Raw genomic sequence first — 15,621 nt, forward strand, 5'->3', positions numbered from 1 at the left:
AGAGCTTGCTGCCATTGGCCAGTCACGCGGGCGACCCGCAGCAGATTGTCGTCATCGGTGCCGGCGTCAGCGGTTTGACGTCGGCCGTGTGCCTGGCCGAAGCGGGCCGGCCGGTGCGGGTGTGGGCGGCCGCGATGCCGCAAGAGACGACATCGGTGGTCGCCGGTGCGGTATGGGCACCCCCTCGCCCGGCCGAACGCGCCGCGGCGACCCTGGATTGGACCGCGCATTCCCTGCGGGTGTTTCGTCAACTGGCCGACGACCCGGGCGCCGGAGTTCGCCTGGCACCGGCGCTGGCCGTCGGGGAGTTCATCGCGGCCGCGGCTGCCTCGCCCGCGGCCAGGCTGATCCCCGACCTGCGGCCGGCCGATCCGGCCGATGTCCCGGACGGCTACGGGGCCGGATTCCGCGCCAGCATGCCGATGATCGACATGCCGCGCTACCTCGACTACCTGACCCGCCGGCTGGCCGCGGCCGGCTGCGAGATCGAGCGGCGCCCGGTCCGGTCGCTGGCCGAGGCCGCCGACTCCGCACCGGTAGTCGTCAACTGTGCCGGGCTCGGCGCGGCAGCGCTCGCGGGCGACGACACCGTGCGGCCGCTGTTCGGTCAGCACGTCGTGCTGGCCAATCCCGGTGTGCGGCAACTGTTTATCGAGTTGAGCGGGGGGCCGGAATGGACCTGCTTCTTCCCCCACCCGCAGCGCGTGGTGTGCGGCGGCATCAGCATTCCCGACCGCTGGGACACCACCCCGGATCCCGAAGTGACCGACCGCATCGTTCGGCGCTGCCGCCGGGTCGAGCCGCGGCTGCGCGGGGCCGAGGTGATCGAGACGATCACCGGGCTGCGTCCGGACCGGCCGGCGGTGCGGGTGGAGGCCGAACCGCTCGGGCGGGCCCGGTGCATTCACAACTACGGGCACAGCAGCAACGGCGTGACGCTGTCGTGGGGTTGCGCGCGTGACGTGGTGCGCCTGGTTGATCACCCGGAGGCGCGGTGAGCATCGACTACGCCCTGCGGGCCCACATCGCCACCATCACGATCAACCGTCCCGAGACGCGCAACTCGCTGGACATGGAACACTTCCGCGATCTGGCCCATGCCTGGGCGGCGTTCCGCGACGACGAGCGCGCCTGGGTCGCGGTGATCACCGGCGCCGGCCGGGACTTCTGCACCGGGGCCGACCTGAAGAAATTCATCCCGGAGCTCACCGGGGACCTGCCCAGGCCCGAGGGCTGGAACAAGGACGACGCCATCCACGCCGTCTTGCATCGGTTCCCGGTGTACAAGCCGATCGTCGCGGCCGTCAACGGCACCTGCGTCGCGGGCGGCTTCGAGATGCTGACCTCGACCGACGTTCGCGTCGCCGTGCCCGAGGCGCGCTTCGCGGTCATGGAGCCGAAGCGCGGCCTGTTCGCCGGCGGCGGGAGCACCGTCCGGCTGCCCCGGCAGATGCCCTACCCGCTCGCGATGGAGCTGCTGCTGACGGCCGACATGGTGGACGCGGAGCGGGCCCTGGCCATGGGCTTGATCAACAGGGTGGTTCCCGCGGACCGGCTGATGGACACCGCGTACGACTACGCCGAGCGCATCGCGGCCAACGCGCCGCTCGCGGTCTTCGCGACCAAGCAGTCAGCCGTCGAGGGCTTGGCGCTCGACCTCGAGTCGGCCTACGCCAACGAAACACGGCACAGCGACCGCGTTTTCGAGACCGAGGACGCCAAGGAAGGTCCGCGCGCCTTCGCCGAGAAGCGACCACCGCGCTGGCGGGGCCGCTGAACCTCAGGCGCGAGCGCGGCCGACGTCGCGAATGACCAGTGACAGCACCCAGCTCACGATCGACAGCGCGATCGCGGCCCAGATCGCCGTCCACCAGAAATGGTCGATCGCCAGGCCCCAGTGCGTGGTGTGCTGGGTGATCCAGGCGGTGATCCACAACATCAACGCGTTGATCACGATATGGATGAGCCCCATCGTCAGGATGTAGAGCGGGATCGACAGGATCTGGACGACCGGCTTGATGAACGCGTTGACCAGGCCGAAGATCACGGCGACCACAAAGATGATGCCGACCCTCTCCAGCTTGGTGTCACCGCCCACGAACCGCATCCCCGGCACGATCAGCGTGACGATCCACAATGCAAGTCCGGTCAGCGCGGCGCGCAGCAGAAAAGGGCCCATAGCAGTGAATCCTGCCACCCGGCTCAGTTCAGGTTGTAGAAGCGCTGCGCGTTGAGCCCGCCGATCTTTTCGCGCGCCTCCTCGCTGATGTCGGCGCGGGTGCGCAGGTGCTTGGTGCTCTCCGGCCATTCGCCGTCCCAGTGGGGGTAATCGCTGGCGAACATGATGAAGTCGGCGCCGAGCACGTCGATCACGCCGGGCAGGATCGGCTCTTCCGGCTCGCAGGTCACAAAGATGTTGCCCGCGGCCAGGTACTCGTGCGGATCGCGCCGCCAGCCGCGCTCGACCCAATCCCCCCGCTTCTCGTAATGCTCGTGCAGGCGGTCGATGAAGAACGGGACCCAGCCCGCGCCGGCCTCGAGAAAGGCGACGCGCAACTGCGGATGGCGCTCGAAGACACCGCCGGAGACCATCGCGGTCATCGCCGTCATCTGGTCGAACGGGAAGCTGATGCAGTGCACCTGGATGTAGTTGGTGAAGCGGTCCACGCCGATCTTCGGCAGGTGAATGCCGGGGGCGCCGTGGACGCCCAGGGGCATCTGCAGGTCGACGGCGGCGGCGTAGAACGGATCGAGGTCCGGGTGGTCGAGGTTGCGGGTCTTGAGTGCGGGCGGCACCAAAGTCGCCACCAGCCCGAGGTCCTTGGCCTCGGTCATGACGTCGATGGCCGCCTGACCGTGCTCGATCGGGGTCACGGCGACCCCGCGCAACCGGCCCCCGGACGAGGCGCAGTAATCCGCGATCCACTGGTTGTAGAGGCGCGAGAATCCCGCGGCGAATTCGGGGTCCTCGAGGCTCGGCGCGCACAGCCCCATGCTCGGATACAGCACCATCGTGTCGATGTGGTCGCGGTCGGCGTCGCCCAGCACGCCTTCGGGTGAGCGGCAATTGATATCGGGTGCCTTGCTGATCCCGTGCTCGGGCGGACAACCCGCTCCCGGGCCCCGGTCCTCAGGGTAATTGCGGCCTTCCAGCGTCAACCGCAGCCGCCCGTCGGTGCTGGGCTTGACGTGGTCGGGCCAGCGCTTGATCGCTTCGATCGCCAGCGAGGAGTTCTCGGCAACGTGTCCATCGGCGTCGATGATTCGCATGTATCCGGAACTTACTCTCGCGCTTTGCCAACCGGTACTGCACGATGCTCAAGTGACCACACAAAGTCCTCGAATGAAGCTGACCGCCGACCAGCGAAACTCCTTCATCGCGGCATTGCTCGGCTGGACAATGGACGCCTTCGACTACTTCATCGTTGTGCTCGTCTATGCCGACATCGCAAAGACTTTTCATCACAGCAAGGCCGAGGTCGCCTTCGTCACGACGGCCACCCTGGTCATGCGCCCCGTCGGGGCGCTGTTGTTCGGGCTGTGGGCCGACCGCGTCGGCCGCCGGCTGCCCCTGATGGTCGACGTGATGTTCTACTCCGTCGTCGGGTTCCTGTGCGCCTTCGCGCCCAATTTCACCGTGCTGGTGATCCTGCGGCTGCTGTACGGCATCGGCATGGGCGGTGAGTGGGGATTGGGCGCGGCGCTCGCGATGGAGAAGGTTCCCGTCGAGCGACGCGGGTTCTTCTCGGGGCTGCTGCAGGAGGGTTACGCCTTCGGCTACCTGCTGGCCAGTGTTGCCTCGCTGGTGGTGATGAACTGGCTGGGCCTGTCGTGGCGCTGGCTGTTCGGGTTGAGCATCATCCCGGCGCTGATCAGCCTGATGATCCGCTACCGTGTGGAGGAATCCGAGGTATGGGAGGCCGCGCAGGACCGAATGCGGCTCACCAGCACCAGGATTCGCGACGTGCTGCGTGACGCCGCGATAGTCCGCCGGTTCGTCTATCTGGTGCTGCTGATGACCGCGTTCAACTGGATGAGCCACGGGACACAGGACGTCTACCCGACGTTCCTGACGGCGACCACCAACCAGGGCGCGGGGCTGGCCAGCGCGACGGTCAAGTGGATCGTGATCGTCTACAACCTCGGCGCCATCATCGGCGGGCTGGTCTTCGGCACGCTGTCACAGCGTTTCGGCCGCCGCCACACCATCATCTTCTGCGCCTTGCTGGGCTTGCCGATCGTGCCCATGTTCGCCTACTCGCACGGCGCGGCGATGCTGTGCCTCGGCTCGTTCCTGATGCAGGTGTGCGTGCAGGGCGCCTGGGGCGTGATCCCCGCTCATCTGACCGAGATGTCGCCCGACGCCATCCGCGGCCTCTACCCCGGCGTGACCTACCAGCTCGGAAACCTGCTGGCCGCGTTCAACCTGCCCATTCAGGAGCGGCTGGCCGAGACGCACGGCTATCCCTTCGCGCTGGCGGCGACGATCGTGCCGGTGCTGATCGCCGTCGCCTTCCTCACGTTCATCGGCAAGGACGCCACGGGGGTCCGCTTCGGTACCACCGAAAGCGCTTTCCTGCCAACGGAAGTGACCTGAATTCATTCGGGGCCGGTGAGCACGCGCCGCAGCAGGTGCATCGCCACGGTCGTCGACCGCTCCCGGACGTCGGACCGGTTGCCGGGTAGCCGCAGCGTCCGGGTGACTTGGCGGCCCTCCGCCAGCTTCACGGTGAAACAGACTGTGCCGACCGGCTTTTCCGGCGTGCCGCCGCCCGGGCCGGCGATCCCGGTGATCGCGACCGCGGTGTCGGCCCCGAAGCGTTTCAACGCACCGGCCGCCATCGCCTCGGCCACCGGCTCGGACACCGCGCCGTGCGCCTCGATCAGCGCCGGGTCGACGCCGAGAAGTTGCGCTTTGGCCTCGTTGGAATACGACACCACGCCCCCCGCCACATACTCCGACGAGCCGGGCCGGTCGGTCAGCCGGGCCGCCAACAGCCCGGCGGTGCAGGACTCCGCCGTCGCGATCCAGCGGCCGGTGAGCAACTTCGCGACCAGATCGTCCACCCTCGAGCCGTCTTCGGAGTAGATCTGCTGGCCGTGCTTGTCGCGCAGCAACCGGGTCAGCTGCGCGTAGACGTCGGCGGCGTCCGGCTCGTAGCGCGTGACCATTTCGACCTCGCCGCGCCGCAGGCAAGTGGTGATTTCGAGGCTGTTGAAACCGGGGATGGACGCCTCGGCGTCGCGCAGCGTCTCGGCCAGCCCGGACTCGGGCAGCCCGAACATCCGAATCGTCTTCTGTCGGTAGGTTGTTCGGCCCGCGATCGCTTCCTGCGCGGCCGGGGTTTCGATGGCCCTGCGCCACATCGGCTGCAGCTCGCGCGGCGGACCCGGAAGCACGATCACCGCCGGCTTACCGGGCACCACCACGCCCGGCGCGGTGCCCACCGGGTCGAGCACCTGCGCACCGGCGGGGATCATCGCCTGCTTGCGGTTGGCGGCGCGCACCGCATCGAAATTTCCTTGATCGAAGTGTGTCATAAGCCTTTTGAGGATGTTCGCGATCTTGTTCTCGGCCTCGGGGTCGAGCACGAGGTCGCGGCCGGAGAACCGCGCCACCACCTCCACGGTCATGTCGTCGGCCGTCGGCCCCAGGCCGCCGCTGGTGACGATCAGGTCCACGCCCTCGTCGGCCATGAATCGCAGCTGCGCCTCGATGTCGGCCGGGCGGTCGCCGCAGATGGTGATGTGCGCCAGCTCCACGCCCAGTTCCAGCAGGCGATCGGCGATCCAGGGGCCGTTGGCGTCTTGGACGCGTCCGGTGAGGACCTCGGTTCCGGTGACAACGATGCCTGCGCGTGCGCTCACCGGCACGAGCCTACTGAACTGGCCTCAGCCCGCGGCGAGGCTCCGCAGCGCCGCTACGCCGAACGCGCCGGGCCTGTCTACCGGCCCGGCCGACCGGGTTGACCGGGTTGACCGGGCTGGCCCGGTTGACCGCCGGGGCCCGGGGCTCCGCCGGCGCCGCCCTCGCCGGGCTGACCGCCGGGGCCTCCGCCCGCACCTCCGTCGCCGCCTCGGCCGCCATCACCGCCACGGCCGCCGGCTCCACCAGCGCCCCCGGCACCTCCGGCTCCGCCCGCCCCACCGGCTCCACCTGCTCCGCCGCGGCCGCCGGGCCCGCCGGCACCCCCTGCCCCGCCGTGGCCACCAGCACCGCCGGGTCCGCCGGGCTCGCCGGGTCCGGCGCTCATGGGCGTCTCGCTCGTCATACGGCACCTGCCTCTCTGAGCGCCAGACCAGCCTATTCTCCTCCGTTCGCGTGAAGCTAGCCCGAGCTGCGGAAATGGACCAGATCCAATGCGCCCTGGTCGGGTTTGTGCGCGAGCGCCCAGCATCGCGCGACAATGAACCGATGATCGAGTTAGAGGTAGTGCAGGCCGACATCACCAAGCTCGACCTCGATGCGATCACCAACGCCGCCAATACCCAATTGCGGCACGCGGGCGGTGTCGCCGCGGCAATCGCACGCGCCGGCGGGCCGGACGTGCAGCGCGAATCGACCGAAAAGGCACCGATCGGGCTCGGGGAAGCGGTGGAAACCACCGCGGGCAACATGCCGGCGCGCTACGTCATCCACGCCGCGACGATGGAGCTCGGTGGCCCGACCTCGGCCGAGGTGATCGAGCGGGCGACCCGTTCAACCCTGCTCAAGGCCGACGAACTCGGTTGCCGCTCGCTGGCTCTGGTGGCGTTCGGCACCGGCGTGGGTGGCTTCCCGCTGGAAGATGCGGCGCGGCTGATGGCCGATACGGTCCGGCAACACCGGCCGAGATCGCTGGCCAAGGTTGTGTTCGCGGTGCGCGGCGACGCCGCCGAGCGGGCGTTCCGCGACGCGGTGCAGGGCTAGTCGTCGGACAGATAGCGCTCGACGGTAGCGACCTTCTGCGTCATCGCATCGCTGACCCCACGGCGCCAGTCCACCTTGATGACCGTGCTGACCCTGGGAGCGCGGGCGGCCACCGCCTCGACCGCGCGCTGCACGACGGCCATCACTTCCGCCCAGGTATCGCCCTCGATCACGGTGAACATCGAATCGGTCTCGTTCGGCAGGCCGGATTCGCGGACCACCCGAACCGCTTCGGCAACGATCTCTCCGACGCCCTCGCCCACGCCCAGCGGGGTGACGGAAAACGCGACGAGCACGGACACGTGACGAGCCTACCCACCCTTTTCGGGACCCGCCTGGCAGCATCGAGGGCCATGCGGGTTCTGGTGCAACGGGTCTCGTCGGCGTCGGTGGCGGTCGACGGCCAGGTGGTGGGCGCGATCCGCCCGGACGGCCAGGGGTTGCTGGCTTTCGTCGGGGTCACCCACAGCGACGATCCCGACAAAGCGCGGCGGCTGGCCGAAAAGTTATGGTATCTGCGCATTCTCGCCGATGAACGATCGGCGGCCGATGTCAGCGCGCCGATCTTGGTGGTCAGCCAGTTCACGTTGTATGCCGACACCGCGAAGGGCCGGCGGCCGTCCTGGAACGCGGCCGCCCCGGGGGCGGTCGCCGAACCGCTGGTCGCGGCGTTCGCGGAGGCGTTGCGCGAGCTGGGTGCCGACGTGCGGACCGGCGTCTTCGGGGCGAACATGCAGGTCGAATTGGTGAACGACGGTCCGGTTACGGTGTTTTTGGAGATTTGACGGCGCATCCGCGGGTACCGTTTATTGATGTCGGCTTGGTGGCCGATTTCGACATGAGGGGGCGAGCATGAGCACTTCGCCTGAATTCGGGTCGCTTCGTTCCGACGACGACCAGTGGGACATCGTCAGTGGCGTGGGCTACACCGCGCTGTTGGTGGCGGGATGGCGTGCGCTGCACGCCATGAGCCCGCGGCCGCTGGTCCGCGACGAATACGCGAAGGTCTTCATCGCCGCCGCGCGGGACCCGTATCTGGCGGGTGTGCTCGCCAACCCGGGAACCTCCGACGACGAGACGGCCTTTCCCCGCCTCTACGGTGTGCAGACCCGGTTCTTCGACGACTTCTTCGCCGCCGCCGGCGACGCGGGCATCCGACAGGCGGTGATCGTCGCGGCGGGCTTGGATTCCCGCGCGTACCGCCTTGACTGGCCGCACGGCACAACGGTTTTCGAGGTTGACCTGCCCAAGGTCCTGGAATTCAAGGCGCGCGTGCTCGGCGAGCACGGCGCTACGCCCAAAGCCCGCAGGGTCGAGGTCGGGGCCGATCTGCGCACCGACTGGTCGAGGCGGTTGGAAGAAGCGGGCTTCGACACGGAAACCCCCAGCGCCTGGTCGGTCGAGGGGGTGCTTCCCTACCTGACCGACGAAGCCCAGAACGCGCTCTTCACCCGCATCAGCGGGCTTAGTGCGCCCGGCAGCCGAATCGCCATCGGCGCGCTGGGATCCCGGTTGGACCGCACTCAGCTCGCCGCCCTGGAAACGGACCATCCCGGAGTCAACGTGTCCGGTGATGTGGACTTCTCCGCCCTCACCTACGACCCCAAGGGCGACCCTGCGGAATGGCTCGCCGCGCACGGGTGGGCCGTCGAACCGGTCCGCAACACGCTCGACCTGCAGGCCGGCTACGGGATGACCCCGCCGGAGGTGGACGTCAAGATCGACGCGTTCATGCACTCCCAATACATCACGGCGACGCGGTCGGGGTGAGCCGCGATGGTGCCGCTCACGAGGCTCTCGCCCGCCGACGCCATCGCGGAGATCGGCGCCAGCACACCGGGGCCCGGGATCGGTGCGTTCTTCGACCTCGACGGGACGTTGGTCGACGGCTTCACGGCGGCGGTTCACGTCGGTGATCGGATCCGTCGTCGCCAGGCCGGGCTCGGCGAGCTGCTCGGAGTGTTCGAAGCCGCGCTGCGATACCGCTTGGGTCGCCTGGAGTTCGAACGCCTCATCGCGCGGGCGGCCGGCTACCTGCGTGGCGAATCGCTTGCCGAGCTCGACGAGCTGGGCCAGCGCCTGTTCGTCGAACGCGTTGCCTCGCGCCTGTATTCGCACATGCACGAGATCGTGCAGGCGCACCAGCAGCGCGGGCACACCGTCGTGCTGAGCTCGTCGGCGCTGTCCATCCAGGCGCTGCCCGTCGCGCGCTTCCTCGGGATTTCTAACGTGCAGTGCAACCATTTCGAACTCGACGAGCACGGACGACTGACCGGCGGGATCGTCAAACCGATCGTGTGGGGGGCCACCAAGGCCGCCGCGGTACAGCAGTTCTGTTCAGCCAACGACGTTGCGGTCCAACGCAGTTACTTCTATGCCGACGGTGACGAGGATGCGGTGTCGATGTCGCTCGTCGGGTTTCCGCGGCCGGTGAACCCCCGCTCGGGGCTCGCCGCGGCGGCCGCCGCGCACGGCTGGCCGGTGATGTGCATCGCCTCGGGCCGCCGCGGGCCCGTGCGCAAGTTGCGTTATGTCGCCAAGCATGTCCGCCGCGACCGGGACTAGGGCGTCAGCAGGACCTTCACCTCGTCACCGGACCGCGACTCCGCGGTCGCGTAGCCTTTTGCCGCCTCGTCCAACGGCAGGGTCGTGGTGAAGATGCCGTCGACGTCGAGCCGGCCGGACTGCAGCAGCGGGATCAACTCCGGCCAGGTTCGCTGCACCGGCGCCGTGGTCATCCGCAGCGTGATGCTGCGAATCAGGCAGCCCAGCGCGTTGAGCGGAAAGGGATTCATATCGTGGACACCGACGACCGAAACGGTGCCTCCCGGCCGCACCGCGTTCAGTGCGTCGGTCAGGGACGCGTCCGTCGCGACGGCGTCGATCACCGCGTCGGCGCCGCGCCCACCGGTGGCCGCCAGGATGGCTTCCACGGCGGGCGCCTTGATCGGCGTCGCTCCCCACCCGGCGGCGCGGTCCAGCCGGCCATCGACGCGATCGACAGCGAAAACGGTTGCAGCGCCGTGGAATAGCGCGCAGCGCAGCGCGCACAGCCCCACCGCCCCCAGGCCCATCACCGCCACCGTCCCGGCGAACGGGATATCGGCTCGCTGGGCCGCCGCCCAGCCGGTGGCCAGGTTATCGGTGAGCAGCAGCGCCTGCTCGGTGCTGATCCCGTCGGGAGTCTTGAGCAGCTGGAAGTCGGCCGCCGGCACGGCGAGCAGATCGGCTTGCGCCCCGGGAAGCACGCCGCCGCCGAAGATCTGAAACCCGGAATGGCACATCACCGGGTCGCGGGTGGCGCACCCCGGGCAGGCGCCGCAGCCGGTCACCGAGGACACCATGACCCGGTCGCCGGTTCGGACCGTGCGGACCTCGGGCCCGACCTCGACGACGGTGCCCACCGCTTCGTGGCCGAGCGCCGTCGGCTCGACGAGCGGGAAGTCGGCCTCGTAGAAATGCAGGTCGGATCCGCAGATGCCGGCGGCGCTCACCTCGACGATCGCCCCGTCCGGGCCGGGCAGGATCGGGTCGGGACGGGTTTCGACCCTGATGCTGCGGGGACCATCGACAACTACGGTGCGCATGCTTGGGTGCTCACTTTCTCTTTCGCGCTCACTCTTTTTGGCGCTCGACGAATTGGGACCAATCGGGCTGGCGCACCGCGGCCCAATACTCGTTGAGGCGCCACGGGCTGACCGTGTGGATCTCCCCGTCGGCGTTCTTGAGGTAGGAGTGCTTGACGGCGGGGTGCGACCACACCATCTTCTTGATCTGGGTCTGGGTCCGTCGATGCCACTCGGTGGCGGCTTCGGCCCTCGGTTCAATCGAGTGCAGGTTCTCCTCGGCCAGCCGTTGGAGGCACTGGTCGATGTAGCGCATCTGCAGTTCGGACTGAAAGATCAGGCTGCCCCCGTGGGCGAGATGAGTTCCGGGCCCATAGATGATGAAGAAGTTCGGGAATCCCGGCACGGTGACCCCGAGGTAGGCGTAGGGGCGGCTCCCCCACATCTGGTGTAGGTCAATCCCGTTGCGGCCGGTCACTTTTAGCGGCCACAACACATCGGTGTGGCGAAACCCGGTTGCATAGACGATGACATCGGCGTCGTGCGTCACGCCATCCCCGGTGACGACGCCCTGCGGCGTTATCCGCTGGATCGGCGTGCGCACCAACTCGACGTTGTCCCGCTGCAGTGTCCGCAACCAGCTGCCGTTGTCCTGCAGCGTCCGTTTTCCGGTGGCGGGATAGTCGGGCAACACCTTGTCCAACAGCTCTTGGGAGTTCGAGCCTTCGCCGACCTGGCTGGTGATCCACTGGGAGAACATCATTCGGGCGGCGGCGTTGATGTCGCTGACGGCGTAGTCCTGATCGCCGTAGTTCGGATCGCCCTCTGCGGCGTCGAGTCCCTTGTCGGCGCCGGGCCACAGCACGAGGAACCGGTACCACCGGCCGTAGAACGGCAGGTGGCGCATCGCCCAGCGCACGCCGTCGCCGACCTCGTCGTGGTACATGGTGTTCGGGAACATCCACTGGGCCGTGCGCTGGAACACGGTGAGCTTCTTGACCCCGCCGGCAATCGCGGGCGCGATTTGGAAGCCGCTGGCGCCGGCGCCGACGAGCGCGACCCGCTTGCCCGTCAGATCCACCGAGTGATCCCAGGCCGCGGAGTGAAATGACGGTCCCCCGAAGGTGTCGGCGCCGTCGAATTCGGGAATGTTGGGCCGGTTCAGCTGACCGACCGCGGTCAGGACGGCCCGCGCGCTGAGCGTGCTCGTCCGGCCGTCGGCGCTGCGCACCGAGACGCTCCACATCCCGTCGTCATCGGCCCACTCTGCCGCGATAACCTCGGTGTTCCACCGTATGTGCTCGGCCAGGCCGTGCTTGTTCATCACCCCGGTGAAATAGTCCTGCAACTCGTATTGCTCGGCGAAGAAGTGGGTCCAATCGTTGTTGGGTTCGAAGCTGTAGCAATAGAAATGGTTTGCGACGTCGACGCGGGCGCCGGGATAGCTGTTCTCCCACCAGGTTCCGCCGGGCCCCGCGTTTTTCTCGACGATGGTGAAGGGGATGTCGGCTTGTTTGAGACGGATGCCCGCCAGCAGGCCGGATTCGCCGCATCCGACCACCAGGACCGGGAGGTCGGCCGCGGACTCCGCCGGCAGGGCCTCCGGACGGCGTGGGTCGACGCCGTCGAGATCCATCTCTTCCAGGATCAGCGGCAGGTAGTCGTCGGTGACGTGTTCGCAGGCCGCCCAGTCCATCATCTCCCGGATGAGGTCGAGGCTCAGCGGCTCGGGTTCGGGGCAACCGCGGTCCCGATAGCCGGTGAGCACCGGTAGCGCCGCCGCGCGGGCCCGGGCCCTGTCCTCCTCGGACATGAAGCCCTGGACCTCGTTGAGGAAGATGCCCATGGGCTTGAAGTCGCGGATGAACCGGGGGTCGCCGGTGATGTGGACGAGCGAGAGCAGCAGGGTCGGGATGCTGACATCCTCGAGCGCGGCCGCGATCTCGGCCGTTGAGGCGGTGAAGGGGCGGCCGGCGTAACGGCTGCGCATCAGGCCGATCCTTCCGGTCAAGGGTGCTGCCAATTACGCTACCCGCCGTGTCGTAATTGGCAGCACTACGCTACCCCGTGGCGCCGGGGCGGATCAAGAGAGCCCGCCGCGGGTCGTCCCCGTCCATTTTGAGTTGCCGCAGAGCGCCCCTCCGGCAGTCGGAGTTTGCCAAGTCGCCGCAGGCCCCGAACTGTGATACACCATCAACCAAGCCTGACGTAGTGATTGACCTCAGGGGAGGGTAACAACATGGCTATCGTGCGGGGCTTCGCCGCGACTTCTGTGTTTGCCGGTTTGGCTGTCGGAGCAGCTGGCGCAGCATGGGCCGACACACCGACAATGAACGGCAGTTACAACGCGACGTCGACGTCGCCGGCCGGCCGGGCCGTTGTCACGTCATGGACCGTCAGTCCCTGCGGTGACGGATGCGTGTACGTGAAAGCCGGGGCGGGGGGTGGTCAGGCGCGGTTGGTCGATGGCCAATGGGTGCTGGACGGGATCAATGACTTGATGTGCCCGGACGGTACCTATCTTCAATTGGCTACCCGCTCCCACATGACATGGGATCCCAATACCCTTGTGGGCACGTCTCAAATCTCCTACATCTACCCCGCCTGCGGCCAACCGGCCGGATATACGCAAACGAACAAGCTCGAAATCAAACAGGCATCCTGAGGTGGGCCCGCGCCGTCCCGGCGCCCAGAGCCGGACGGCGTCGCCGCTGAACGTAAGCGGCGCAAGTGGCTTCAGCCGCTACGGCTTGCCGTTCGTGCCAGGGGCGCCAATCACGCCGCCGAGGCCACCGGTGCCGCCGGTCCCGCCGTTGACTCCATTGCCGCCGTTGCCGCCGATACCGAGTATCGACGGGGTGTAGGAGCCCATGTCTACTGTCCCGGCATTGCCGCCGTTGCCGCCGGTGGCAGGGCCGCTGCCGGTGCCGGCGTCGCCGCCGGTGCCGCCGTACCCGAAGAACCCGAGCCCGTCGCCGCCGGCGCCGCCGTTGTTGGCGCCGTTGCCGGTGGGAGCGGCGCCGCCGTGCCCGCCGTTACCGCCCACGGCGGCCTGAAGCCCGGCGGCCATGCCGCCGGCCCCGCCGACGCCACCGTTGCCGAGGGCCGAGGCGCCGCCGGCCCCGCCCGCGCCGCCGCCGGCGATGCCAACCACCGTGCCGGCTGTCCCGCCGGCGCCGCCGTTGCCGCCTGTCCCGCCGGCGCCGCTGGCGGCGCCGCCGGCCCCGCCGTTGCCGCCGACGGAAGCGCCCCACCCGACGAAGTCGGGGGCAGCGGCGATGCCACCGGCGCCGCCGGTCCCCGCGGTTCCGGTGGTGGCGGCGCCGCCCACGCCGCCGGCGCCGCCCTGGGCCAGGTCGATTCCGAAGAAGCCGGAGGAGGCGCCGGCGCCCCCCGCGCCGCCGGTGCCGCCGGTACCCCCGGCGGCGGTGGCGTCGCCCCCGTGCCCGCCGACCCCGCCGAGGCTCAAGTCGATCCCCAAGGGGCTGCGGGCGAAGCCCTGGCCGCCGGCGCCACCGGCCCCGGCGATTCCAGTGGTGACGTTGCCGCCGTGCCCGCCCTCCCCGCCGAAGCCAAGGAAGAGGCCGGTCCCGTTGCCGCCGGCCCCGCCGTCCCCCGCGGTGCCGGTGGTGGCGTCGCCGCCGGCCCCGCCGGCCCCGCCGATGCCCGAGAAGAAGCCCGCGCGGCCGCCGGTGCCACCGGCCCCGCCGTTCCCGGCGCCGCTGGCGGCCGCACCGGCCCCGCCGAGGCCGCCGGAGCCGAACAGCAGGGCGCTGCCGCCGGCCCCACCGGCACCGCCGCCGGTCCCGCCCATCCCGCCGGCGCCGCCACTGCCCCACAGCCAGCCGCCGGTGCCGCCGTGGCCCCCCGCCAAGCCGGGATCCCCGGTCCCACCCATACCGCCGACGCCGATGAGGCCTGCCGCCCCGCCGGCGCCGCCGGCCTGCCCGGCCCCACCCGAGCCGCCGTTGCCCCCGCGGCCCCACAAGATCCCGCCCGCACCGCCGTTCTCCCCGGTCCCCGCGGCGCCATCGGTGCCAGGGCCGATCAGCGGGCGCCCCAACAGGGCGTTGGTCGGCGCGTTGATGATCCCCAGCACGTCTCGCTCCAGGGTCTGCAACGGCGACGCGTTCGCGGCCTCGGCGGCCGCATAGCTGCCAGCCGCGGTGCTCATCGCCTGCACGAAGTGCGCGTGGAAGGCCGCCGCCCGCGCGCCGAGCACTTGATATTGCGCGCCGTGGCTGGAGAACAACGAAGCGATCGCCGCCGACACCTCATCGTCGGCGGCGGCCGGCAACACGGTCGTCGGGACCGCCGCCGCCGAATTGGCTGCGCTCAGTGACGACGCGATACCCGCCACGTTCTCTGCCGCCGTCGCCACTGCGTCCGGCGCTGCAACCAAAAACGACATGTGTCAACCTCCAATAGGGGGCACGACCTCCAATAAGGGGCACGACGGGGATCATCACGCGATCAGGGATTAGGCGGATGCTAGGCGCTCCGGCGGATTTATTTGACACCTTTACAACAATTGGCACCAGTTTCTCAGAAGACGCCCGGCTCACCCCGGGGTTAGATGAGCGTCGTGGCCCCGTTGCTCACGGCCTGCAGTGGCTTCCTGCTCGCCGTCTTGTGGATGGATTTGATCTTCGACGTCCAGGTCCTCCAATACCGAAGTGCGGGTGAGGAATTGCCCGAGCCCGTGCTCGCTTCCATCGCGGACTACTACCACCGCGCGACGACCACGTCGAGACCGATGAGCCACCTCATCGCCCTCGTCATGCTGATCTTGTTGGCGGCGTTGGGGTTTCAGGCCGCTCGGGGTCACGACCCGGCATGGGTGCCGGCGATATCGGCCGCGCTTGCCGGGGTGCCTATGGTCCTTGCCCTGACGCACACGGTCCCGAGCGCCGTTCGGCTCGGGCATCGGGCGGACGGTCGAGCCGAACAAACCCGTCTGGCGCGAGCCATCTGCCGCGATCATCTCGTCTGCTTCGCAGGAATGCTCTCGTTCCTCATCGTGTGGACGGCGCGCGCGTCGAGCTGACACCCTGTAGTGCCGCCGCGCCGGCCCGGGGCGGCTTTCCACGTCAATGACGGCCGTACTAAACTAGAACACGTTTCAGTTCGGCGAGCGCCCCAGGA

At 69.0% G+C, this 15,621-nt stretch carries 17 protein-coding genes; 9 read left to right on the forward strand and 8 right to left on the reverse strand.

Going from position 1 to position 15,621, the window contains the following annotated elements:
* The first annotated feature begins 14 nt into the window (after positions 1 to 14).
* Both VMD50_RS22485 and VMD50_RS22490 read left to right on the forward strand, forming a co-directional pair.
* Positions 15 to 998, forward strand: coding sequence for an FAD-dependent oxidoreductase (locus tag VMD50_RS22485; RefSeq protein ID WP_325430866.1), 984 nt, complete (start codon positions 15 to 17; stop codon positions 996 to 998).
* On the forward strand, positions 995 to 1,777 hold the full coding sequence (locus VMD50_RS22490; RefSeq protein ID WP_325430868.1) for an enoyl-CoA hydratase/isomerase family protein: 783 nt from the start codon (positions 995 to 997) through the stop codon (positions 1,775 to 1,777). Before VMD50_RS22485 ends, VMD50_RS22490 begins: the two co-directional genes overlap by 4 nt.
* Before the next feature lie 3 nt (positions 1,778 to 1,780).
* Here the strand turns inward: VMD50_RS22490 and VMD50_RS22495 are convergent, their stop codons facing one another.
* Together VMD50_RS22495 and VMD50_RS22500 are read right to left on the reverse strand one after the other, a co-directional pair.
* Positions 1,781 to 2,179: a phage holin family protein gene (locus VMD50_RS22495; RefSeq protein ID WP_325430870.1), complete on the reverse strand. Its 399-nt coding sequence runs from the start codon at positions 2,177 to 2,179 to the stop codon at positions 1,781 to 1,783.
* Between the two features lie 23 nt (positions 2,180 to 2,202).
* Positions 2,203 to 3,270, reverse strand: coding sequence for an amidohydrolase family protein (locus VMD50_RS22500; protein ID WP_325430872.1), 1,068 nt, complete (start codon positions 3,268 to 3,270; stop codon positions 2,203 to 2,205).
* A gap of 73 nt (positions 3,271 to 3,343) precedes the next feature.
* On the opposite strand from VMD50_RS22500, the gene VMD50_RS22505 reads away from it, so the two are divergent.
* Entirely contained in the window at positions 3,344 to 4,597 is a 1,254-nt protein-coding gene (locus VMD50_RS22505; protein WP_325430874.1) for a sialate:H+ symport family MFS transporter, read from the forward strand.
* A 2-nt stretch (positions 4,598 to 4,599) separates the two neighbouring features.
* Here VMD50_RS22505 and VMD50_RS22510 read toward each other — a convergent pair whose 3' ends face one another.
* Both VMD50_RS22510 and VMD50_RS22515 read right to left on the reverse strand, forming a co-directional pair.
* Positions 4,600 to 5,868, reverse strand: a complete 1,269-nt coding sequence (locus VMD50_RS22510; RefSeq protein WP_475448127.1) for a competence/damage-inducible protein A — start codon at positions 5,866 to 5,868, stop codon at positions 4,600 to 4,602.
* Positions 5,869 to 5,878: 10 nt separating this feature from the next.
* The gene (locus VMD50_RS22515) at positions 5,879 to 6,217 is read right to left on the reverse strand and encodes a hypothetical protein (protein WP_325430878.1); all 339 of its coding nucleotides are present in this window, start codon (positions 6,215 to 6,217) and stop codon (positions 5,879 to 5,881) included.
* Positions 6,218 to 6,415: 198 nt separating this feature from the next.
* On the opposite strand from VMD50_RS22515, the gene VMD50_RS22520 reads away from it, so the two are divergent.
* Positions 6,416 to 6,910, forward strand: coding sequence for a macro domain-containing protein (locus tag VMD50_RS22520; RefSeq protein ID WP_325430880.1), 495 nt, complete (start codon positions 6,416 to 6,418; stop codon positions 6,908 to 6,910).
* Here VMD50_RS22520 and VMD50_RS22525 read toward each other — a convergent pair.
* Positions 6,907 to 7,212: an MTH1187 family thiamine-binding protein gene (locus VMD50_RS22525; protein WP_325430882.1), complete on the reverse strand. Its 306-nt coding sequence runs from the start codon at positions 7,210 to 7,212 to the stop codon at positions 6,907 to 6,909. The genes VMD50_RS22520 and VMD50_RS22525 overlap by 4 nt on opposite strands.
* Before the next feature lie 51 nt (positions 7,213 to 7,263).
* Here VMD50_RS22525 and dtd point away from each other — a divergent pair, with 51 nt between their 5' ends.
* The 3 genes from dtd to VMD50_RS22540 all read left to right on the forward strand — a co-directional run bounded on the left by dtd (position 7,264) and on the right by VMD50_RS22540 (position 9,475).
* Positions 7,264 to 7,695 carry a D-aminoacyl-tRNA deacylase gene (gene dtd, locus VMD50_RS22530; protein ID WP_325430884.1) on the forward strand — a complete coding sequence of 144 codons (432 nt, stop codon included), beginning with the start codon at positions 7,264 to 7,266 and terminating at the stop codon, positions 7,693 to 7,695.
* A gap of 67 nt (positions 7,696 to 7,762) precedes the next feature.
* On the forward strand, positions 7,763 to 8,680 hold the full coding sequence (locus VMD50_RS22535; RefSeq protein WP_325430886.1) for a class I SAM-dependent methyltransferase: 918 nt from the start codon (positions 7,763 to 7,765) through the stop codon (positions 8,678 to 8,680).
* Between the two features lie 6 nt (positions 8,681 to 8,686).
* Positions 8,687 to 9,475: an HAD-IB family hydrolase gene (locus tag VMD50_RS22540; RefSeq protein WP_325430888.1), complete on the forward strand. Its 789-nt coding sequence runs from the start codon at positions 8,687 to 8,689 to the stop codon at positions 9,473 to 9,475.
* Here the strand turns inward: VMD50_RS22540 and VMD50_RS22545 are convergent.
* Positions 9,472 to 10,497, reverse strand: a complete 1,026-nt coding sequence (locus VMD50_RS22545; RefSeq protein WP_325430890.1) for an alcohol dehydrogenase family protein — start codon at positions 10,495 to 10,497, stop codon at positions 9,472 to 9,474. The genes VMD50_RS22540 and VMD50_RS22545 overlap by 4 nt on opposite strands.
* 28 nt (positions 10,498 to 10,525) lie before the next feature.
* Positions 10,526 to 12,466, reverse strand: coding sequence for a flavin-containing monooxygenase (locus VMD50_RS22550; RefSeq protein ID WP_325430892.1), 1,941 nt, complete (start codon positions 12,464 to 12,466; stop codon positions 10,526 to 10,528).
* A 249-nt stretch (positions 12,467 to 12,715) separates the two neighbouring features.
* Between VMD50_RS22550 and VMD50_RS22555 the strand changes: the two genes are divergently transcribed.
* Positions 12,716 to 13,141 carry a hypothetical protein gene (locus VMD50_RS22555; protein ID WP_325430894.1) on the forward strand — a complete coding sequence of 142 codons (426 nt, stop codon included), beginning with the start codon at positions 12,716 to 12,718 and terminating at the stop codon, positions 13,139 to 13,141.
* A gap of 78 nt (positions 13,142 to 13,219) precedes the next feature.
* Here the strand turns inward: VMD50_RS22555 and VMD50_RS22560 are convergent, their stop codons facing one another.
* On the reverse strand, positions 13,220 to 14,887 hold the full coding sequence (locus VMD50_RS22560; RefSeq protein WP_325430896.1) for a PE family protein: 1,668 nt from the start codon (positions 14,885 to 14,887) through the stop codon (positions 13,220 to 13,222).
* Between the two features lie 174 nt (positions 14,888 to 15,061).
* Here VMD50_RS22560 and VMD50_RS22565 point away from each other — a divergent pair, with 174 nt between their 5' ends.
* Positions 15,062 to 15,523 carry a hypothetical protein gene (locus tag VMD50_RS22565; protein WP_325431106.1) on the forward strand — a complete coding sequence of 154 codons (462 nt, stop codon included), beginning with the start codon at positions 15,062 to 15,064 and terminating at the stop codon, positions 15,521 to 15,523.
* Positions 15,524 to 15,621 lie beyond the last annotated feature (98 nt).

Source organism: Mycobacterium sp. (assembly GCF_035506235.1).
Lineage (GTDB): Bacteria > Actinomycetota > Actinomycetes > Mycobacteriales > Mycobacteriaceae > Mycobacterium.